Raw genomic sequence first — 22247 nt, forward strand, 5'->3', positions numbered from 1 at the left:
AACATTACGTTAGACGGGATTTATGCAAAACTTAATGCTTAAGGTTCAGTCTATGATATTGCTCATCTACATCTTCCTGAGTAAAGGGTTATAAAAAACTTAGGAGATAAACTTATAATTTTCAAACGCTTATTCTTTTATATGCGAAACAGCTCTTAAACCGGGTGTGGCGTATTATGGTAAGTATCCCTGTCGAGATTGATTCAAGATGGTACTTCGACTTAAAGAGGAGTACGTATGATTATTTATTTTAGGATACAAGACGTAGAAGAGCTTTGGGGCACGATAGATTTAGCGACACTCTTACAACTCGAACTTAGAGGGATATCAACACCTTCATTAACTATCTGATTGAAATAGTGATATTACCAATTACACTTGAAGCATAAGTTTGAATGGAGTCAACTTAATGCTTTCACCCCGCACGTTATGTCACACCTTAATTTCCCTTATTCTTGGTAGCTTCATGTCTTCGACTGCGTATGCTTCAAATGAAGCGATAAAGGATCGTTTAGAGAAGATATTCGCCGCATCGATTGCCCTTACAGACAGTGACGCTGTTTCGATTGGCTTTGTTGATTTTGATCCGAACTCGTTTATTAACCTCAATGACAACGGTTTTGGTTCTGACAAAACCATTGATACCCGTAGCCAGGTGAGCGTTGGTTCCATTCCTTATTCGTCGACCATCAAAACCGACAATCCTGATCTCGATGTGATTTGGTCTGTGCGCGCATCTTATGTGTTGTCAGAACAAGACATTGAGTTCTCAACCGACGTGACTTCTGATCGTCGTCTGAATCCAAATAAAGACACCGTGTTGGGCCTGTATGGCTTTATGGGGCTTCAAAACCAGTTAGACCGACATTGGTCTATCGGTTATGGCTTAGGCGTCCACACACTCTATTACCGCAATAAATACGAGTACAAAAACAGTTACACCAGAACCTTTCAATCGCAACTCGATGGTTATGCGTTGAACACGTCAGCATGGGCATTAATCGGTGAGCCTTCCGTTAAGTTGCAGTATTTAAAGCCGACCAACTGGGGAAGCTGGAACGTATCTTCTAGAGCTCGTTATTTTTATGGGACAGGGTGGGGAGAAGCCAACGACGGTGATATCGGTAACCCTGAAGGTTTCCGGTTTATTAATGAGATTGAATTCAGACAAAACGTAAAGTGGGAGTCACTTTCCCTAAATAACCCGCAGGTTCACTATAACTTCAGACGAATCGATATCGCGGGTGATCTCGAAGATCCTTTTGACACCCATTATTACTACGAATTTGGGGCTGGTTTGGTATTTGATGTTCCTTACGATTCTTACTTCTTTGATAACTTTGGCGTCGGAATCAACTTCAATTACGGAAGTTCATTGAGTGGCGGTAGCTTACTCTTTTTACTCAATAATTAGCATAAGTCGTTGATCTTAAAAGTATGCATATAATTTGAATTTGTATGTGTCGTAAAATGGTAAATATCTTAGTGGAAACTTAGCCATCATAGCGATTCGCCCATCACCAGAGCAAACTATGAACAAGTTAAGTTTTGACCGCAAAATTCCGCTATACGTGGTGTCTACACTTGCCCTCAATATGGCCGTTAGTCTGTGGTTATTGAGTGTGGTTTCTTCGGCAGTCATGGCTTTTTCTGTGTGCGCTTTATTTGTGCTCAGCAGCCTCATTACTGCACGCCTATATCGACATGAAATGGCTCAAAGCAAGAATAGCTTGTCTGAAGCGATCATTGATGGCGTCGCTGGTTTTATCATCCTCGACAGTCAATTGAGGGTAATACAAGTCAATCAACAGTTCTCGCGAGTGTCAGGCTATGCCTTTGACCAAGTCGAGTCTCGCCCGATTTCTGATCTCTGCTTCATGAATAACAGCAGTTTGATATCGACTATCACTCGTTCACTTAAGGAAAATCATAGGTGGAAAGGTGAGTTGAGTGGGGTCAGTCGACTTGGCGAGCAGTTTACTGTCAACGTTGTAGTGGAAAAGCTAACCGAAATCCTGCCGCACAATAATAAATACGTTGTGACCTTTACGGATATTAGTCGACGCAAAGTATTAGAGCGTCGATTAAGAATGCTGGTGGACACCGATTCTCTAACAGGGTGTTGGAATCGTCGCCGTTTTGATAAAGATCTCAACCATTATTCAAACTTAGCGGAGCGTTATGGTTACACGCACTCTTGTTTGGCGCTAATCGACTTGGATCACTTTAAATCCATTAACGATAACCACGGCCATGACCAAGGTGACGCGGCACTTAAAGAGGTCGCTGAACTGCTGAGAAATAACAGCCGAGACACTGACATCGTAGCGCGAGTTGGCGGTGAGGAGTTCGCTATCTTAATGCCAGAAACTAACTTGGCAGAAGCGTTTGAGGCGATGTATCGATTGAAAGAAGTGATAGCCAAAGGCACAAGTTTGAATTTAACCGTGAGCAGTGGTGTGTCTGAAATACAGGCACAAGCCGAAGCGACTTATCGCAGTGCAGATAAGGCGCTTTATTGCGCCAAAGATAACGGGCGAAATAGGGTGTGTAGCTCTAGCTTTAGCTCAGGTTACGCGACACCAATCGTCCTTAGTTAGGCGTGTGTCGCTCTGGCTAATTGGTTAGATCTGCATCTAAGCCGAGATCGAGCGTTGGTAAATCTTGGGCGTGAGGCCTGATACGCGTTTGAAGGCTCGCGAAAAATGAGAGATGTTGGTGTATCCCAACTGGCTCGAAATGTAAGTCAGCGTGTGACCTTCTTCCATAAGCTCACATGCGACTGAAAACATAAGGTTTTCTTTGATCTTTCGATAGGTCGTATTTTCATTTTTGAGTTTGCGTTGAAAAGTTCGCACAGAAAAGTTGAGTAGTTCAGCCGCTTCTTCAAGTGAGAGGTCTTGTTCTTTCATATAGGGCTTGAGTAGCTCATAAACGCTGTCAGTAAAGCTCGTGTGCCACTCAACAATCGCAGGCTTGTTACTCAAATCTTTGGCCGTGAGACGAATAGGGATTTGTAAGATCTCGTCAGGGATCATAATGGCTGTAGAGCTATGGTCGATAAACAGTTGGCAGTGACTTGAAAGCAGTGTTTTTACGATGTCTGTGTTATGCCCTTGTAAGCGGACTTTGGTGGGTTGCCAAGGTGATTTAGATAAAATGGTTATTAGTTCAATGATATAGGTGATAGCGAAAACTTCACCCCATTGGAACATCGGAGAACTATCTCCAGGGGCGGTTCGACAAAACCAACTTTGCCCATGCTCTTGGATAAAGTCGACTCTGCTGCCGGGAGAATCGTAGGTGAAAATCGTGTTGATGTGCTTTAACGAATCTTCAATCGTTTCGAACTCGGTAAATTGATGCAATACGTATGGGATGATTCTTTGTTTAAAGGCGAGGGCGAGTAGGTCTGTAAAGCGAGAGACGCCGAGTTGTGACGACGTTAGATAAATCAGTCGTTTAATCGATTCTGATGGCACAAAGTCGCTTTCAGACTCGATAAGATCAGGCGGCAAACCCGAATCCTTTAGCAATTTATGTAGGTCAAGTCCGTAGTCAGTAAAAACTTGAACCAGTATTTTTGCGTAATTGGTTTGAATTACAGGCACTTGGTAAGTGGCGTCAACCATATTTCAACAGTCCTTGTATGCAATTGCATTATTTAGACACGCGTATCATTTAGCGTGTTTAGTTTAATAAATCTAACCCTATTTACTTGAGTTTTCCATGGTCGGGTTTATTTTTAAGGTATTAATTTTGTTGATGTTAGTTATTTAGAAGGGAGTCCCATGTCTGAAGTCACAGGGAACAAGCAAGACGATAGTGAAGAAGTTACTCAACCAAAAAACGGAAAAGACAGGGTAAGAAAGGTCACGAACTACCTCCTATTTTTTGTGGCATTTACACTGCTATTCAGTGTAATCGCAGATCGTATTATTCCAATCACTGATAATGCACGCGTGAAGGGTTATATCGTCCCGATTAAACCAGAGGTGTCGGGCAAAGTTTTGGATATTTTAGTCCAACCGAATCAATTGGTTAATCAAGGTGATACGCTCGCTATTCTTGATGAATCGGATTACCGAATTGCAGTTGCACAAGCTGAACAAAACCTTGAGATTGCCGGGCAAAATGTTGGTGCTCAAACAGCGAGTATTGCTTCTGCACAGGCCAAGCTTACGTCAGCGATTGTTGAAAGACAGAACACCAAGTTGCAAGCTAAACGTGTATTGGAGATGGCCGACAAAGGTGTGGTCTCTAAATCAGATGCAGACAAAGCTAGGGCCGCTCTAGCAACTTCTCGAGCGGCTGTTGTCAATGCAGAGGCGGATCTTGAAGGCGCGAAACAACAAATGGGTAAAGAAGGTGAAGAAAACAGCCAAGTGAAAGCCGCATTATTGGCGTTGGAACAAGCTCAATTAAACCTAGAACGTACAGTTATTAAAGCGCCGACTCAAGGTGGTGTGTCTAATTTCAGTTTGTCAGAAGGTTTCTATGCATCTGCAGGGCAAGCCATTATGACGTTTGTTTCTACTGAAGATATTTGGATTGAAGCCTACTTCCGTGAAAACAGCCTGGGTAATGTCACTGTGGGTGATGAAGTGGAAGTCGCTCTCGATTTTGCTCCGGGGCAAATCGTTAAAGGCCGAGTGAGCAGTATCGATTGGGGCGTAGACTGGGGGCAAAATGATCAAGCGGGTAAACTTGCTCAAGCGAGTCAGCAAACAGGTTGGTTACGTCAAACTCAGATGCTTCCTATCATGATTGAATTTGAACGCGATGATATGCAAGGAATGTTGAGAGTTGGTGGGCAAGCGGACGTGATTGTTTACAGCGGTGATAACTTTGTTTTCAATGCGATAGGCAAATTGTGGATTCGATTTATAAGCGTATTGTCTTATGTCCGATAAGCCCATTCTTGACCAACAAACACAGCAACGGATCCTGCGTTACACCGTCGGGGTCACGTTGGCTGTATTTTTGGCGGCGTGGATCAATTGGCCATTGGCATTTGTGGCTCCTGTATTCACAGCCAAGTTCCTAATCGACAAGCCAGATCTCCATAAAGAAACCGTCTACGAGCTGTTGTTGGCAGTGGTGGTGACCATGGGGTTGGGCTTGCTGTTATCTCGTGGAATCACACACTACCCAGTCCCTCTTTTGATTTTAGTGGGCTTGATGATGCTTTGGGGTTACTACTTATTCGTTGATCCTAAATGGAATTTGTTTGCAACGATTCTGTTGATCGCAGTGCTCATGTTGCCGTTCATGGCCATTTCTAATCCGGGTGTTTCCGTATTATTAGCGTCGGGCTTGGCAACATCTGGTGTGGTTTCGGTGACGATTTTTGCACTCGTGCATTTCTTTTTTCCGGAGCCTAAATCTGAATTCTCAGGGTTCGCCGCAGCGCCACTCGAAAAGAAACAGCGTTGGTATGCGGCCTTTAGGGCGATGATTATCTCCTATCCAGTAGTTTGTTTTTTCTTTATTTTTCAAATATCTGAAGCTTTACTGACAATGATGTTCATTGCCTTGCTATCGTTGATGATTACGTCAGAGAAGTCGATAAAGTTGAGCGCTTTTCTGGTGATAAGTAACGGTATCGGGGGATTGCTGGCGATTGCTGCTTTTTCAATTCTTTCTATAGTACCCAACATTGTCTTCTATTCTTTGTTTATAGGACTTATTGCCATTCTTATGGCTACCAAGATCTACACGGTTCCTGAAAAAGCACCTATTTTCGCCACTGCATTTAGCACCTTACTGGTACTGGTTGGTAGCACATTGATGAGCTCCGGTGACATCGATAGCAACACATTCATACGCATATTCCAATTAGTGTTAATTGGCATATATATGATTTTGGCTTCACTCTTCCTTGAAACTAGGAATTGGAAGTTCTTACAAAATCAGCCTTAATTTTGCTCTTACAAGGACGTCTCATGAAGTTAACCGATGATTTTTCAAAACAGGCGATAGACGCTGCCATCAAGATCGCAGCGATAGCCATGCTTGTGTATTGGTGTTTTTCTATTTTGCGCCCATTCATTCTTTTGGTGATATGGGGCGCGATCATTGCGACTGCGTTGTATCCAGTTGCCGTTGCCATTTCGAATAAAACCGGGATGTCGAAAGGCAAAGCCAGTGCATTACTGAGTTTCATCGGCGTGTTATTGCTGTTGATTCCACTGGTTGCGCTTTCTTCAGGTATCTACACCAGCGCATCCGATTTGATGGCGGGGCTACAAAATGGAACTTTGTCACTGCCTAAACCGAAAGAATCTTTGCAAGACATCCCTTTGATTGGTGAAAAGGTCTATGCAACTTTGGTTCATGCCTCGAACAATATCGAGGGGGTGTTCATTAAGTATGCTGAAGAACTCAAGATATTCGCTTCAAAAGTGGCCTCAGTTTTAGGCTCACTAGGTGGTGGTTTCATTCAATTTATTATCTCGACCATTATTGCTGGCGCGTTCATGAGCAATGCCGATAAATGCCAAACAGGAGTCACTCATTTAGTGGCGCGTTTAACGGACGGCAAAGGTGAAGAATTGGTTCAGCTGTCTAAGTCGACCGTGCGCAGTGTTGTGCAAGGCGTTATCGGTGTTGCTGTGATTCAATCCATGATGTCGGCAATCGGTTTGGTGATTGCAGGCGTTCCTGCCGCTGCATTTTGGGCGCTAGCTGTGCTGCTCATTGCAATCATCCAACTTCCACCGATTCTTGCTCTATTGCCTGCGATCATTTACATGTTCAGCGTTGAATCAACGTTAGCGGCGAGCTTGTTCTTAGTGTGGTGTATTTTGGTCAGTGGTAGTGACGCTATCTTGAAGCCAGTATTGCTAAGCCGCGGATCTCATATTCCAATGTTGGTGATTCTGTTGGGCGCATTAGGTGGCATGGCGATGTCGGGCATTGTCGGTTTGTTTGTCGGTGCTGTGATACTGAGTTTAAGCTATGAGCTGATGATGGCGTGGCTTGGACTTGAAGAAAAAAACCAAGAAGAAACTGAGGAAAAAACCGCAGAGGTCGAGGAAAAATAGATGAAGCCAGTCTCTAAAGACGACAACTTCTACTTCTTATTTTATGCATTGTTAGTGCTGTTTTTTGGCTGTGCAGTGATGCAACAGTTTTATCCGCAAGGTCAAAAGACCATTCTGTTTTTGATCATTATTACTTTGGCGGTTTCGATTGTAGGCATCCATAAAGAGCGAGCCTTGTATCGCTCTTGGTATGGTCTGCTCTTGATAACCGCTACGGTGTCGGGGGTATTCTCATTTTTGGAGGACTATAACCTTTCGATAGTGACGTTAACGGCATTGGCGGTGTTTCTGTTCTCACATATATATTCTGCTCTTAAACAGGTGATGCAAGCCACGAAGGTCACGCCCAATCACATTATTGGTTCTATCTGTATTTACTTACTGATAGGGCTGGCTTGGGCGACCATATATTTGTTGATTCTGGAAATTTTACCCAATGCATTTAATGGCTTGGAAGAAAAAATTTGGCTGACGAACCTGTTTAATGCGCTGTACTTTAGTTTCATCACGCTAACCACCGTTGGATATGGTGACATTTCACCGGCTTTGCCCGTCGCACAGTTCTTTGTGTTTATGGAATCCATTATTGGCAGTTTTTATTTAGCCATCATGGTGGCGAGCTTGGTGAGTATCCGGCTTGCACAGTCTCAATCTCAATAGAACACATACAAAGAAGCCCAGCAGTAGCCGGGCTTCTTTTTTGTTTTACGTTCTTCAAAGTCAAACGTAGCTTTCAGGTTGAACTCCCTATGAGCTACGAATCTTAAGCTTCAGTGCCTTGAATCTTCTCTAATTCAGCGATAGTTGTTTGCGACACAAGCTGACCGTCCATGTAATAGCTCACGTTCTGACCATCTTTGATTCCAGTCAGCGTCGCGGTTTCGCCGCTTGTGTAGACAATGTCCATTTGAATGGTGTTTTCGTCGATTTTGATCATCTCACCAGTCTCAATGGCACGATTGCTTGAAATCGGTCCTACAGGTGCTTCTTTGAGGCTTGGATCAAGCTCATCATTCACTTTGAAGTGGGTATCTGTTTTGGTATCAAAGATGTGTGGCGAACCACTGATTGGGTTTTTACCCGTCCAGAACTCCAATGAGTTGAATACCACATAATCGGCCGCGGTAGTAATACCGTATACAGGCGCTAATAAGAAGTTCACACCAGCACGAGCATAACGGTTGTCGACAACTTCGACGTTAAATTTCATCACTTTCCCTGTTACGGCGTTACTACCGATACAACCAGTTAGCGCAGAAGCCAAAACCGTTAGTCCTACAATTTTAAGTGCAATCTTTTTCATTTAAGTACCTGTATAAGTTAGAAGTCTGTTTTGTTGGAACAGGTGTAGTATGGATTTTAATCGATGAACAGTTTTACCATTTAACGCCATCGGCGATATAAAATGGATTCGACTTTAGACACCAAAAGCAGGCATCAAAAACTAGATATAGAAAAGTTAGGTATAGATAAGTTAGCTATAAAACGTTGGGTATAAAAAAAGCGCGACCTAAAGGGCGCGCTTCATGTTTTTTAAAGGAGTGTCGTGCTAATAACACGGCTACTTCATGACATAGGTAAAAGTCTTCACCGCAAGCCAGCGGAAAAATCGGAATAAAAGGGTTGTGGCTTTAAAGGCAAACTTGGAGATTGCAACCATTGCTTCTGCAGCAATGCTCATGCATTTATGTAAGTCAGAATCTTTGTATTCAGAATAGGTCATGGTTATTTCTCATTGTTATCTTTCATAAGTAAGTAATGACTCCTGTCTGGCTCTATACCCTGTGCGACTAATGTACGAATATTCGCCGGTTGAGACTTACCATTTAATGCCATATAGATTGAAAGTTAGCCGAAAGAGAAGACGTTGAGATAATTTAAGGACATACCTAGGTGTAACTCATGAAGTTACCGAGAAATCGTGGATAATAGTGGTATGATCGCGGGCTCAGCACCGTGAGTTATCAAGAATAGGAAAGAGAATGACTAACCTTACAGAGCAGCAAGAAGCTGCAATGGCGACGTTTAAGGAAAACTTACACCTTCCAAATGGTGGTTTTCATAAACTGATTATCGAGCTAAGTAAGGAATATCAGCTGCCTTTCCAAAAGGTTCGTGGCGTTTTAAAGAAAGCTCAAAAAGACGTCGAACGTCAAATACGCGAAGATTTTGCGAGTATCGATGATAGGGTTCTTAGCCAAGAGAATTGGGTGAACATTATTAAGTCAAAGCTTACCGAACTGGCGGAAGATAACCAAACGGTGATGGATAAGCTGCAACTCAATCTGAAATATCAAAAAGTATTGTCGGCAACCAATGGTTCAATCGCAAGTGAAGACGAGCGTGACGAATTGATTGAAGAGCTGATTCAAGCTTATGAGAAAGAGGTGTTCAAACCTTTACTGGCGATGCTGCATACAACAAAGCTGTATTGGAAGTTAATGCTGGTGGATGAGACATGTAAGATGAATGAGCAGAATCGTGAGAAGTTCAGTGATTACCCTCAACACATGCAAGCTGCAGAACACTTATATACTCTTGATCAAAAGCTAAGGTCGATGCCGTTAACTTATTAGTCCATGAACGCAATGATAATGACTCATTGGTGATTCAGAGTTTGATATAAGTTGGTTTCAATAGAAGTACGATAACCTAGCTAGCGTTAGCCGCGTGTGAAATGCAAAAAGGGCTAGGTTTCTAATCTGTTTTACTTCTACTCTATTTTGTTCTGCTAGAGCGAATTGAGGGTGACATCTTTGACTTTTTTTGTATCTGTCGAACTAGACGGTGTTTCTTTCTGTAGCCTATGGGAAATGCTATAGGAGTGTGAAATGTCCTAGGGTGTTTCCGTTGCCTGAAACGATAGTTCCGATGCTTTCTCGTTCATTAAATTCAAAGTCGATGAGATAACTGTGATGTTGTAGCTTGGGCAATATGTGGCGGTGGAGTATATCGCTATTGAGCTGTCGAATCTCGGTGACCCATGAAATCTCTTCTTTGTGTAAGTCTATTTTAATCTTGAGCATTTATTACCTTTTAGTTTATTGACTGTTTTTTCGCGTGATAGTTGGTACCAATGGGTTTGTCGTGTTGTTCTGCGTGACATAACTGTGCCTTGTGTTTATTACATTTATATTTAAGTAGTCGATCTATTTTGAATTCGCTAAAAAGAAAGCAAATGATGAATAGAACGGTAGTGGGATCTGATTTAAAAGCTATTGAATGACTATCTAGGTGAAAGCTGACGCAGAGATGGTGTAACGAGGAATCGAGAACTGTCTTTGTGGAACTTGGACTTACTTTAGCATTAACAGCTCTATAGATTAGAGCCAGGAGGCGAACTATACGCCTAGTTTTTTAAATTACAACCCTATTTTCAATTAAATTTAAAAATATTTTTGATTGATTTATCATCATCTGTTGAGGATGAGTGAACGAATGGGGTGTGATTAGTCATGTGTTTTTAACCCATCTGTGATTTTGCATCTAGTCGTATTCTTTACAATGAGTAATGTCAATTTAACGGCAAGTTTGTAGATTTTTAAGTGGCTGTTATATAGCATCTTTACATTGTAAATTGTAATTCTAAGTTTTGGCTGAAGTCTAGTGACTTCAGGGGCTATGGCGTGTGTTTACACTTAATGCTTATACACATATTAGTCGTGTTTACTTTTTACCTGCTCTACGGTTTAGCTTGTTTTTGCCATCTTTTTTCTCTCTAACTTATGATCATTTTCCGCTTCGCCGCCTTTGTCATTTTTTGAGCCACTCTCAACTCTCTCCCGACTACGCAAAACATGAATACCCACTTTTACGTTTCTGAATAACAAAGTAGCTGTGCCTCAATTTTATCGCAAATATAATTGATAATAATTATCACTTGCGTTACAAGTTTGTTGTCAATTCAATGGCAAACTTTAAATTATCGTTATTTAGCAGTTGTGTACTCCCCATGCTCATCTATGAGTAGTGTGACTTTTATTGTCATGAGTGGTGGTTTATCTCAATGGCAAAGGAAGAAACATGAAGAAAACTATTAATTCAGTTCGCCAGTTATTGAGCGGACTTGCCATCGTTCTTGCATCGTCTTTGATGATGACCGCTCAAGCGGAAACCGTGACTATTGAGCACGTCAAGGGCACAGCACAGTTTGATGAAGTACCACAACGAGTGGTGGTTCTTGGCTTTGGTAGCTTGGATGTGTTGGATAAAATTGGTGTGAAACCAGTAGGCGCGCCTCACAGCCTAATGCCTGATTACCTTACGTCATACAAAGAAACGACGGCGAATACTGGCTCGTTGAGCGAACCTGATTTTGAAGCTATCTACATGTTGAAACCTGATGTGATCATCGCGGAAAACCGCATGCTTAAGGTTTACGACAAGCTGGCGCAAATTGCTCCGACCATCATGTTCTCTATTGAGGGTGACAAGTACTGGGCTGATGCTCAACAAAACTGGCGCGCACTCGGCCAGCTGTTTGATAAACAAGCAGAAGTGGAAGCGATCATCACAGAAACTCAAGATTCGATTGCAGCGGTAAACGATAAAGTAACCTCTGGCGAAACCACTGCGATGATGCTGATGAACAACGGCAATAACATTGCGATGTTCAACAAAGGTAGTCGCTTCTCAATCATCTTTGATGACTTCGGATACGTTGAATCAAAGAGTGTGACAGTCGCTCCAATTAAAGGTACACACGGTAACTTAATCTCGTTCGAATACATTGCCGATGCAAAACCTGAAGTACTTTATGTTCTCGACCGTGAAAAAGCGATTGGTAAGTCAGAAGGTCGCGCACAACAGCTGTTTGATAACCCATTAGTTGCGGCGACACCTGCAGCGCAGCAAGGCAATATTGTTTACCTTGATTCAAGTGCTTGGTATTTGGCGGGTGGTGGCGTGACAGCGATTCACAGAATGTTGGGTGATATTGAACGCACGATTCAATAGTTATTAACCATCAGATTTCGGGCTTATAAGAGCGTTCTTATAAGCCCTTTTTTACTTTTCATACGGACTCAAAGAGACCTACCTTTAGTATTATTTCTATGTTGAAACCCATTGCCGCTGCTGTATTTCTTGTTGTGTTATGCGTTATGTCGTTGATGATTGGGGTCGCTGAAATCAGTTTTAGTGACTTCTTCAATGGCAACCAACACGCCAATTCCATTTATGTTGTTAGTCGGATACCTCGACTGTTCGCGATCGTGCTAGCTGGGGCTGGTTTAAGTGTTTCTGGCCTTATCATGCAACAGATTGTTCAGAACAAGTTCGCTGCACCTTCTACGATGGGCACGATTGATTGTGCCATGTTGGGTTACATCGTCGGTATTCTAGTGCTGGGTAATGCCGCTCAATGGAGCTACTTAGGCTTTATCTTTGCGTTTGCGGTGTTAGGCACCATGTTGTTGGTTCGCTTCTTACAACACCTCAAGTTCAAGAATGCGGTGTTGGTGCCTTTAATTGGCATCATGTATGGCAACGTTGTCTCATCTCTAACAACCTTTATCGCTTACAAATACGATTTAGTACAAACCATGTCGGCATGGACGATGGCGAACTTTGCAAGTGTATTGCAAGGCAGCTATGAAATCCTTTACCTCGCGGTTCCTGCATGTGTGTTGGCTTATTACTTTGCGAGTCAGTTCAGTGCGGCAAGTATTGGTGAAAGCTTCGCAAAAAACATTGGCCTCAATTATCAGAAGATCGTCTTCATTGGTGTTGCATTGGTTGCTATCTGCGCATCTTCGGTGGTGATGATCGTTGGTGTTATCCCATTTCTTGGCCTTATCGTGCCGAATATCGTGTCGTTGATGATGGGCGATAACATGAAGAAAATTCTGCCTTGGACAGCCTACTGGGGCGTGATCTTGGTATTGGCCTGCGACTTGTTAGCTCGAATCGTTATCTTCCCTTATGAGATTCCAATCTCAATGGTAATCAGCATCTTTGGCGGCTTGATTTTTATCTACCTGATCATGAGAGACAAGTCGAATGCGTGATTCAGTAAAAATTGCGATTCTGGCTATCGCGTCTTTGGGTATGGCGGCAGTATTTGTGGGGCAGGGACTTACGTGGGATAACTACGAGTTCTTCTTGTCTTTGCGACTACCAAAACTGCTGTCGATTGTGTTGGCGGCGGTGGCGATCTCTGCATCGTCATTGGTTTTTCAAACCATCACCAATAATCGAATTCTCACCCCTTCAATTTTGGGCTTTGACAGTTTATATATGCTGGTTCAAACGGCACTACTGTTTGTGTTTGGCGGCACTAGCTTTTGGGTAATTGATGCAATCGCGAACTTTTCATTGTCTGTGACTGTGATGATCTTGTTCTCGTTTGCGCTGTTCCATTTTTACTTCAAGAGTAAGCGAAACAACGTATTTACACTGTTGTTGATTGGTATTGTGTGCGGCAGCGTATTCTCAAGCTTGGCTAACTTCCTTGCGATGTTGATCGATCCGAACGAGTTTGCCGTGCTGCAAAATGTGATGTTCGCGAGCTTCAATAACGTGAAAGGTGAACTGGTTTACCTCAGCCTTATTCCACTGGGTTTGAGCTTGCTTGGCCTGTGGTTGTTGGCTCCCAAGCTTGATGTGCTTTGGCTTGGTGTCGATAACGCAACAAGCTTAGGGGTGAACACCAAGCGACTGACTCAGATTACCTTGGTGATTGTGTCAGTGATGGTCGCGGTATCGACGGCTTTGGTTGGCCCTGTGCTGTTCTTTGGATTAATCACCGTGAGCTTAGCGCGTCAGATATTCAAATCTTATCAACATCGCGTACTTATCATCGCGAGCAGTTTGTTAGCGGTCGTTCTATTAGTTTCAGGCCAATGGTTTATCGAAAAAGTAATGGCGTTTGAAACCACTGTCAGCGTGATCATTAACTTGGTCGGTGGTTTGTATTTTATGTTCTTGTTGTTACGCACCAGAATTCAGTAAAGGTAGTAAGTAGTGATTAAATTAACAGGTTTGAGTAAGAAGTATGGCAAGACACTTGTGGTGGATGATGCCAGTGCCATGTTCCCGAAAGGGGAAGTGACTTCTATCATTGGTCCAAATGGTGCGGGTAAAAGCACGCTGCTTTCTATGGCGAGTCGCTTAACCGAAAGTGATGCGGGCGAAGTGGTCATTGGCGATAAGTTACTGGCAGAGTGGGATACCAAAGAGCTGGCGAAACACCTTGCCGTGTTAAGACAATCAAACAACATCAATATGCGATTTACGATTCGTGAGCTGGTTTGTTTTGGCCGTTTTCCGCATTCCCAAGGTCGCTTGAAAGACGAAGATCATAAGATCGTCGATACAGCGCTAGAGCACCTTGGCATTACCGACATTCAAAACAAATACTTAGATGAGCTCAGTGGCGGTCAGCGTCAAATGGCGTTTATCGCGATGGTTGTGGCGCAAGATACGGATTATGTGTTTTTAGATGAACCTCTGAATAACCTTGATATTAAACACTCGGTTGAAATCATGCAGACGCTGCGTCGTCTAGCGCATGAGTTTAATAAAGCGGTGGTGATCGTGATTCACGACATCAACTTTGCTTCTTGCTATTCAGATAACATTGTTGCGATGAAAAAAGGCCAAGTGGTTAAGTCGGGCAAGGTTTCGGAAGTGGTTGAAAAATCAGTGATGGAATCGATCTACGAGATCCCATTTGAGATTCGTGAGTTCGATGGTGTTCGAATCTGTATGTATTATTCAGGTCGTTAGGGTGCTGGTTCGCTAGGCGATTTGATTCTCTAATGGCTTAAGTGAAAAGAGCTCCCAAGTGAAGAGCTCTTTTTGTTTTTGCCAGTTTGTATTTTGTTAATAAAAGGTCTGGCTTCAAAAGTAATCTGTATAATTTCCTTTGTATTATAATGACTTAATCGACGTAATATTGACTGGTCATACTTCGACAAGCGTTGGTTTGATGTCACTCGAAGATCTACTCTTCACTTTCAAAAAACAATTGCTATTTTTTCTGATTAACCTCTAAAAATCGTTCTACACTATGGTTATAACTGTTTGATTTTTATACGAGGTATCAATGAGTCGTAAACCCATAGTGTTAGTCGTGGATGACACCCCAAGCAATTTGGATGTGTTGACTGCAATACTTAAAGATACCTATCAAGTCAAAGTCGCAATTAACGGTACCATTGGCATCAAGATAGCCAAGATGGTGCCTCAGCCAGACCTCATTCTCCTCGATATCATGATGCCAGATATTGATGGTTATGAAGTTTGCAGACAGCTCAAAGAACAACCCAATACCGCGCATATTCCCATTATCTTCGTGACTGCCAAAATTGGACCTGAAGCCGAAGTAAAAGGGCTCTCCTTGGGGGCTGTCGATTACCTAACCAAGCCGATAACCCCTGCAATTGCACTCCAGCGTGTGAAAACGCATATAGCACTTTATGACCAACAACGCGCGTTGTTTAGTCAGGTAAAAGAGAAAACCCAAGAGATCAATCTAGGAAAGCTAGAGACGCTGAACATATTGGGTAGGGCGGCTGAATTCAAAGATAATGAAACGGGTATGCACGTGATGCGTATGAGTCATTATTGCGAAATTTTAGCCAAGGCATTAGGCATGACAGACGAAGACGCTGAAACTCTGCGTGACGCGGCTCCGATGCATGATATTGGCAAGATTGGTATTCCCGATAGCGTGTTACTCAAGCCGGGTAAACTGGACGCCGACGAGTGGACCATCATGCAGAAGCATGTAGAATATGGTGTTGAGATACTTGGCAGGCAGAGTGATTCCAAACTGATGCGTATGGCGATTCAGGTGGCGCAATATCATCACGAAAAATGGGATGGCAGCGGTTACCCAAACCAGATCGCGGGTGAAGACATTCCTTTGGTAGGGCGTATTGCCGCGGTGGCTGACGTATTTGATGCTCTCACAGCAGAGAGACCGTACAAAAAAGCGTGGAGTGTTGATGAGGCACTGAGCTTGTTTGAAGAACAAAAAGGCAAACACTTTGACCCCAAAATTGTAGAGTTACTGTTTGAAAACCTATCTCAAATCTTAAGTATTAAAGAGCAATTTAAAGATGAGTGATCGCTTCATGTCGTCGCTAAATCGTTTGGTTGTTTTTCTGGTCATTACACTTGTGGTGTGGCCGCTGCTAATGCGACCTACGAATGCTGCTGAGGTAACAGATACTGAGTTAAATCAGTGGTTGGGAAATCAACCAACGGTAACTTTTGTTGTCTTGGCCAACCATTATCCTTACTCATTTATCGACGATGATGGGCAGGTTTCTGGGATCATCAAAGATTGGACATTGGATCTTGAACAGCGTTTTGGTGTTCATGTTCGGTTTGTCACAGTCAACTCGCGTGTCGAGGCTAAAGCCGCGTTAGTCGACGGGCGAGGCGATGTATTCCCATTTCAACAGTTTGACCCAAGTGAAGGTGGCCGTTTTCTTGCGAGTGATCCCTATATTCCTTATCAGGTCGCAGTGATTGTTCCCATCGACAACAAAATAGATACCAACATCGACCAAACTCAAAAGCGCCGCATCGCGATGGTTAATGAAAATATCGACTTGGAGCGAGCCGGTGTCCAATTGAGCGCTATTGAGCGAGTGGATTTTGATAACGTTATTGATGCAGTACGTGCGTTAGGGGCTGGCGATGTCGAAGGCATAGTCGGTGAGCCGATCACTACCATGGATCTTGCGAAAAAAATTGGCGTGCATGATCTCGCGGTCAATTATGTTTTGGAGCATTGGAAAAGGTTAGAAGCATCAATGGTGATTCGTACCGATGAACCAGAGCTGTTGACGCTAATCAACAAACAGGTTGAAACCTTCGACGTTAACAACAAGAACCAAATTCTATCAAAGTGGCTAGATAGCTCTCCTTATCGAGTGCCATTAAAAGGCGTGTTCGGTTTTGGTAACCCTCCGTATATGTACCCAGACAGCACTGCGGTCGGGCTAGAACACGACATTCTTCAGCGTGCTCTTAATGATATGGGATACAAGCTGGGTGACGTTGTCACTCTTCCTCCTAGCGCAGCTCGCAAAGCCATAGATAATAACAATTCTATTGCCTTTGTTTCTGGCGTTCAGTTTGATGACCCCAATACGCACTTTTTAAGTGATAACGTTCTTAATGTTGAGTTTGTTCCGGTTTCGCTGACTCGCCGCAAACTTAACCTCAAGTCCCAGAAAGACTTGTCACTAGGGGCGTTACTCTTTGACGAGACCTCTCCAATCAAAAATTCTGTTGAAATACTGAAGGGTAAGTTAGACATCGAGCGTGTCGAAGATTATGAAGGTCTCGAATCGGCATTCTCACAATTGAGGGCTCAAAATATTGACCTGTTAATGGTTGAACGCAGAGTGCTGGAGTGGTTTATCACCAATACTCGTTTTATCGAAATGGCAGAGCTAACGTTACATGACGAGTATAAGGCTGAGTATCCGATCTATGTTGACTTTAAGAATGAAGAAATCAGAGACAGCTTCAATGCCGCGATTAAAAAGCTTAAACAGGCCGATGATGGTTTAAATCAAATTATCGAGATGCAGGTTCAGAGCGATTTAAGCCAAGTCCTTAAAAAAGCGAATATAATCGCGCAAATATCCGCGTATTTTATCGTCAATGACCGCTTTGAAGAGTTGACGGAAGTGTTTGAAATTTTCGACACGGATAGGTCGTTTCAGGTGATCACCGCACAAGCGGATAACAATAATCGCCCGATCAAATCTTGGTATATCGGCAACCTAGTTGATGAATACGGAGAGAAGAAAAACACCTCTCATTTTTCATCAGTTACCAAGATGGCGAATTATCGAACAAAGGGAGGGAGTACCAACTCTGGTTCGATGACTTTCTACTTTGATGTTAAGTCGTTAGAGCGGAACCATGTTTATTTTCCATCCGTCGAACAATTCAGTTCATTCGGTGATTCGGCGAAACGCTATATCGCCGATGTTTACCAAACCAATGATCTGACGGGAGAGATCTTAAACCTAAGCCAAAAAGAGAGGAAGTGGATTAAAGATAATCCGGATGTGCGGATAGGTATCGATCCGAATTCGCTGCCTTATGAAGCAGTATCCAATACCGGTGAATACATCGGAATGATTGACGACTATCTAACGCTCATTGAGCAGAGAACAGGGTTAAGCATCAACCATGTAGACGTGGCGAGTTGGTCTGAGACCCGAAGCTTGGTTGATCATCATGAAGTGGAATTGGTCTCTGCAGCTCAAGAGAATCGTTCGTTAGGAGACAACGTTAGAGCAGCACAAAGCTTGTTTTCGAGCCGCTTGGCGATCGCATCAAGGCGAGATGTCACTAGCTTAGTATTAGAAGAAGCGGTTGGATGGAAAATTGGTATTTTGAAAAATGCCGCAAACACTGATGCGATATTGGGGAAATACCCAAAAGTTGAGTGGGTGCTGGTTGATTCAACGGCTGATGGGCTGAACAGGCTAGATGATGGGGTCTTAGACGGCATGATCGATACTGTTGATGTCCTCAATTACCTCATTGATTCATTTGGTCATCGAGAGATTGGAATTGTCGGACGACTCGATTTTTTCCTTTCACCCACCTTACATGTCATCAAATCTGAACCTTTGCTTTATTCGATTGTGAATAAGGCGATTGAGAGTATTTCTGCTGAAGAACACCAAAAGATATCGGCGAAGTGGGCAGCGCCAAAAGCGATAGAAAGAGTCGATTATGAATTGGTTTATACCATTTCAGGTTTTGCTTTGGTGATCGTTCTACTTATCGTTTTCTGGAATCGAAAACTCGCCAAGCAGATAAATATTGCCAATGATGCGACAGAAGCACTTAAGAAGGCTCAGGATCAGCTCTACAACATGCTCAATAGCTCCCCGATTGCCGCAGCAGTGGTGTTTGAGGAGCAGGTTCGTTATGCCAATGACACTGCAAAACGCCTGTTTGGGGTGGAAGACAAGGAACTTTCTTCAATTGACGTGGCTGCCATTCATGATTCTTTATCTGCTCGTGATGAATTACATAGAGAGCTTAAACTCAATGGAAAGGTCGTCAACAAAGAGTTAGTGCTGAGAAGGTCTGATGGAACACGGTTTGTCGCTCTAGTCAGTTACTATTTGTTTGAGCTAGATGGCGAGATAGCCACGCTGTTTTGGGCGTTCGATATTTCTGAAATGAAACGTCTTAACGAGCAACTTGAAGAAGAGAAACAGAGAGCCGATCTCGCAAGCCAAGCGAAGTCTGAATTCTTGGCTAACATGAGCCACGAAATTAGAACGCCAATGAATGCGATTATTGGCCTGTCTTATCTCGCTATCGGAGAAATCGCAAATCCGGTTGCGAAAAACTATGTTGAAAAAGTGCATCGCTCTGGGCATTCACTATTAAGCATCATCAACGACATCCTCGATTTTTCTAAAATTGAAGCAGGGCAGTTGTTTATCGACAGTATCCCATTCAATTCGTTAGCGACCTTCCAAGATGTAATTGACCTTATGGAGTCGAAAGCGGCTGAAAAGCAACTCGACTTGTCGATGTCGATTGACCCTGAGTTAGACACTCCCCTGCGCGGCGACCCATTAAGGCTGTTCCAAGTAATACTTAACCTTGTTGGTAATGCGATTAAGTTTACGGAAACTGGCACTGTCTCGCTAACTGTAGCCCTTGTTGAATCAGATGATAACAGCCTGACTATGAAGGTGATGGTGGCCGATACTGGCATAGGCATTTCTGATGAGAATCTACACAAGCTCTTTGAAGCATTTAGCCAAGCCGATAGTACAACTACGCGCCGATTCGGTGGCACAGGGTTAGGACTCAATATTAGCCAGAAATTGGTTCATGCAATGGGTGGCCAAATTAGTGTTGAGAGTGTTTTCGGGCAAGGCAGCGAGTTTTCGTTTGTTCTAAAATTGCCAAGATCAAGTGTTGAAGAATTGGCAGAGTTTAAAGCCCAAGAGCTGCAACTGGATTACCAGATAGAGTTCAAAGGGCAAAGGGTATTGCTCGTTGAAGATAATGAGTTAAATCAAGATTTAGCTTTGGCATTCTTCACCCGCTCTAAGCTGAATGCCGATTTGGCAGAGAATGGAAAAGAGGCACTGGAGTTAGCTCAAAGCAACGAATACGAGATGATCTTTATGGATCTGCAAATGCCGATCATGGATGGTTTCGAAGCTACACGTTTGATTCGTGAGTTTAATAAAGATGTACCAATTATTGCGATGTCGGCCAATGTGTTTGCTGATGCGAAACAGCGAGCGCGAGAGGCTGGAGTCACGGACTTCTTGGATAAGCCAATTATCATCGATAAAGCCACTTCTTTGATTACGAAATACATCGTGCCAGAGGTTTTGGTTGAAGGTAAAGCGTCAGCAGAGTCGCCTTCAGGCTCGATACAAAACAGCTGCTCTAACAGTTTGACATTAAGCTCTGATGCTCTGATGGTTCTCCCTGTTTTCTCATTGCCAAGGTTCGGTCAGCTGACTCATCATGATGTGAAACTGCAAGAGAAGATGCTTGGTAGATTCTGCCAAAGTGCACCTGACATTATGTCGGAAACCTTCGACAACCTAATGCAAGATGAATGGGTGACGTTAGAGCGGAATCTACATACGTTAAAAAGCATGGCGGCTTCTATTGGCGGGTTGCAATTGGCTGAACAACTCGGTGGTCTTGAAAACAAAGCGCATAACAAGGCGTGTGATGAGCAGGATCTTAAACAAGCTGAGCTTGGGTTAATCGAATTGATTCAGGCGGTTGAGAGCAGCTTTGATACGTTGGGTGCTGAAGGTGTTGAAACGGCATGTACCCAAGAAACTGAGGTGAGAAGCGTTGATGCATCGAATTCTCCTAATATCACTCAAGAGCAGCGTGCTCAGTTGTTTTCGCTGCTAGATGCTTACGATAACGATGCAACTCAATACGTGACTGAGTTGTTGGCACAGTATCCACACTCTGTTGTTCTTAAAGATATTAGAAGTGCGTTAGACAATTACGACTTTGAACGAGCCAAAGACAGGCTTGGCGCTTCTGAGTAGCTGTCTTTTGTAAATATCACTTCAACAACATTAAAGCCTTTAGCTCTTGCTGCGAAATAACGAACTAGCTAAAGGCTTTATTTCTTTCTGTGTCTCGGATTAATTACTGACGTGTTGTTTGATGAGATCGATAAGGGTGTTGTATCTGTGCGGAAGTTTTCGATTTCTTTTCTGAACCAAATACAGTGTTTCTTCAACCTTCACTTTAGGTGTCACAACGTGCAGCTTATCTCTGTCTGGAAAGTTTTCGACAGCCCCTGCAGGTAACACGGTGAACCCAAGCCCTTTTGATACGGGTAATAGAATTTGGTGAAGTTGATTAATGTAGCCAGACTTCGGTATTTCATTGATGTTGATGTTCGCTAAGTCTTTATCTCCGCATAGGTCAAAATACAAAGACAGGTAATGAGCAGAGTCTGGATGGGCTATGAGGCCGATATTGTGCAGCGCTTCAGGGGTAATCTTTAAGTCAGCAAGACTATGATGGACGATTAAGCACAGCGCCTCATTACCAATAACTTGGCTCTGATAATAGCTGTCATTGGGTGAATGTCTGACGATTCCAATATCGGTGGTGCCTTGGATTAGGTCGTTCAATATCTTTTTGTTCGGTGCTGCTTCTAGGTTGATACTCAGGTCTTGATGTTGCTGCTGCAGTTCAAGAAGCTTGGGATACAGACGCAAAGAGAGTGAACCCGAACAGGATAGATGACATTGCCCAGAATAAGGATTGTCGAAACTCAGAGATTCGAATAAATCTTCTTGGTCTTTTTCCAGTTTAAGAGCGTAGCGATACATAATCCGACCTTGTTCGGTCAGTTCGAAACTCTTATTTTCTCTCGATAACAAGTCACAGTTACAAGCTTGCTCAAGCTTTTTGATGTGCTGGCTGACGCCAGGCTGTGTCATATACAGCTTTTCTGCAGTTTGGGTGAAATGACCAACTTCAACCAGAGTCTTAAATGTATTGAGCCAAAGTGGATTAATCATACTCACCTTTAAATGCTAACGCCTATGGATAAAAAGGCTTATAAGTAACAGAGCCTATAAACAACAAAGCTTCTGAATAACAAAAAATTATTATTCTCTTAAGTAATGATAATTTCAACTCTAGAGCGTAAAGCAACGAAGATCAAAGCATCATTGGTGGAATATTGTTCGAGGT

Annotated in this window: 17 protein-coding genes; 13 read left to right on the forward strand and 4 right to left on the reverse strand. The window is 43.1% G+C overall.

The window, feature by feature from the left end; genetic code table 11:
- Positions 1-466: 466 nt before the first annotated feature.
- On the forward strand, positions 467-1414 hold the full coding sequence (locus ED652_RS17685; RefSeq protein WP_229636220.1) for a Solitary outer membrane autotransporter beta-barrel domain: 948 nt from the start codon (positions 467-469) through the stop codon (positions 1412-1414).
- A 118-nt stretch (positions 1415-1532) separates the two neighbouring features.
- Positions 1533-2600 carry a sensor domain-containing diguanylate cyclase gene (locus ED652_RS17690; RefSeq protein ID WP_017109121.1) on the forward strand — a complete coding sequence of 356 codons (1068 nt, stop codon included), beginning with the start codon at positions 1533-1535 and terminating at the stop codon, positions 2598-2600.
- Positions 2601-2636: 36 nt separating this feature from the next.
- On the opposite strand, the gene ED652_RS17695 is transcribed toward ED652_RS17690, so the two are convergent.
- The gene (locus ED652_RS17695; protein WP_102351541.1) at positions 2637-3632 is read right to left on the reverse strand and encodes a helix-turn-helix domain-containing protein; all 996 of its coding nucleotides are present in this window, start codon (positions 3630-3632) and stop codon (positions 2637-2639) included.
- A 159-nt stretch (positions 3633-3791) separates the two neighbouring features.
- On the opposite strand from ED652_RS17695, the gene ED652_RS17700 reads away from it, so the two are divergent.
- The 4 genes from ED652_RS17700 to ED652_RS17715 are packed head-to-tail and all read left to right on the forward strand — an operon-like array spanning position 3792 to position 7706.
- Entirely contained in the window at positions 3792-4913 is a 1122-nt protein-coding gene (locus ED652_RS17700) for an HlyD family secretion protein (protein ID WP_017109123.1), read from the forward strand.
- On the forward strand, positions 4903-5922 hold the full coding sequence (locus tag ED652_RS17705) for a DUF2955 domain-containing protein (protein WP_017109124.1): 1020 nt from the start codon (positions 4903-4905) through the stop codon (positions 5920-5922). The genes ED652_RS17700 and ED652_RS17705 overlap by 11 nt, the downstream gene beginning before the upstream one ends.
- Positions 5923-5945: 23 nt before the next feature.
- Complete coding sequence (locus ED652_RS17710) at positions 5946-7046, forward strand: AI-2E family transporter (RefSeq protein WP_102291367.1); 1101 nt, start codon at positions 5946-5948, stop codon at positions 7044-7046.
- Entirely contained in the window at positions 7047-7706 is a 660-nt protein-coding gene (locus ED652_RS17715) for a potassium channel family protein (protein ID WP_017109126.1), read from the forward strand.
- A 103-nt stretch (positions 7707-7809) separates the two neighbouring features.
- Here ED652_RS17715 and ED652_RS17720 read toward each other — a convergent pair whose 3' ends face one another.
- A complete protein-coding gene (locus ED652_RS17720) occupies positions 7810-8349 on the reverse strand; it encodes a DUF3332 domain-containing protein (RefSeq protein WP_065104622.1) in 540 nt (179 codons plus the stop codon).
- Between the two features lie 679 nt (positions 8350-9028).
- Between ED652_RS17720 and ED652_RS17725 the strand changes: the two genes are divergently transcribed.
- A complete protein-coding gene (locus ED652_RS17725) occupies positions 9029-9622 on the forward strand; it encodes a hypothetical protein (RefSeq protein ID WP_122055657.1) in 594 nt (197 codons plus the stop codon).
- A gap of 240 nt (positions 9623-9862) precedes the next feature.
- On the opposite strand, the gene ED652_RS17730 is transcribed toward ED652_RS17725, so the two are convergent.
- On the reverse strand, positions 9863-10072 hold the full coding sequence (locus ED652_RS17730; protein WP_004731601.1) for a hypothetical protein: 210 nt from the start codon (positions 10070-10072) through the stop codon (positions 9863-9865).
- Positions 10073-11069: 997 nt separating this feature from the next.
- Here ED652_RS17730 and ED652_RS17735 point away from each other — a divergent pair.
- The 6 genes from ED652_RS17735 to ED652_RS17760 all read left to right on the forward strand — a co-directional run bounded on the left by ED652_RS17735 (position 11070) and on the right by ED652_RS17760 (position 21082).
- Complete coding sequence (locus tag ED652_RS17735; protein WP_122055658.1) at positions 11070-12002, forward strand: siderophore ABC transporter substrate-binding protein; 933 nt, start codon at positions 11070-11072, stop codon at positions 12000-12002.
- A 98-nt stretch (positions 12003-12100) separates the two neighbouring features.
- Entirely contained in the window at positions 12101-13054 is a 954-nt protein-coding gene (locus ED652_RS17740; RefSeq protein ID WP_122055659.1) for an ABC transporter permease, read from the forward strand.
- Positions 13047-13997, forward strand: a complete 951-nt coding sequence (locus ED652_RS17745; protein ID WP_122055660.1) for an iron chelate uptake ABC transporter family permease subunit — start codon at positions 13047-13049, stop codon at positions 13995-13997. The genes ED652_RS17740 and ED652_RS17745 overlap by 8 nt, the downstream gene beginning before the upstream one ends.
- 12 nt (positions 13998-14009) lie before the next feature.
- Entirely contained in the window at positions 14010-14774 is a 765-nt protein-coding gene (locus tag ED652_RS17750; protein WP_017105113.1) for an ABC transporter ATP-binding protein, read from the forward strand.
- 319 nt (positions 14775-15093) lie between these two features.
- Positions 15094-16119: a two-component system response regulator gene (locus tag ED652_RS17755; RefSeq protein ID WP_065111338.1), complete on the forward strand. Its 1026-nt coding sequence runs from the start codon at positions 15094-15096 to the stop codon at positions 16117-16119.
- Complete coding sequence (locus tag ED652_RS17760) at positions 16112-21082, forward strand: transporter substrate-binding domain-containing protein (RefSeq protein WP_122055661.1); 4971 nt, start codon at positions 16112-16114, stop codon at positions 21080-21082. The genes ED652_RS17755 and ED652_RS17760 overlap by 8 nt, the downstream gene beginning before the upstream one ends.
- Positions 21083-21181: 99 nt before the next feature.
- Here the strand turns inward: ED652_RS17760 and ED652_RS17765 are convergent, their stop codons facing one another.
- The gene (locus ED652_RS17765) at positions 21182-22072 is read right to left on the reverse strand and encodes a LysR family transcriptional regulator (RefSeq protein WP_122055662.1); all 891 of its coding nucleotides are present in this window, start codon (positions 22070-22072) and stop codon (positions 21182-21184) included.
- Positions 22073-22247: the final 175 nt, after the last annotated feature.

It is taken from the genome of Vibrio sp. Evd11 (assembly GCF_900382755.1).
GTDB lineage: Bacteria > Pseudomonadota > Gammaproteobacteria > Enterobacterales > Vibrionaceae > Vibrio > Vibrio lentus.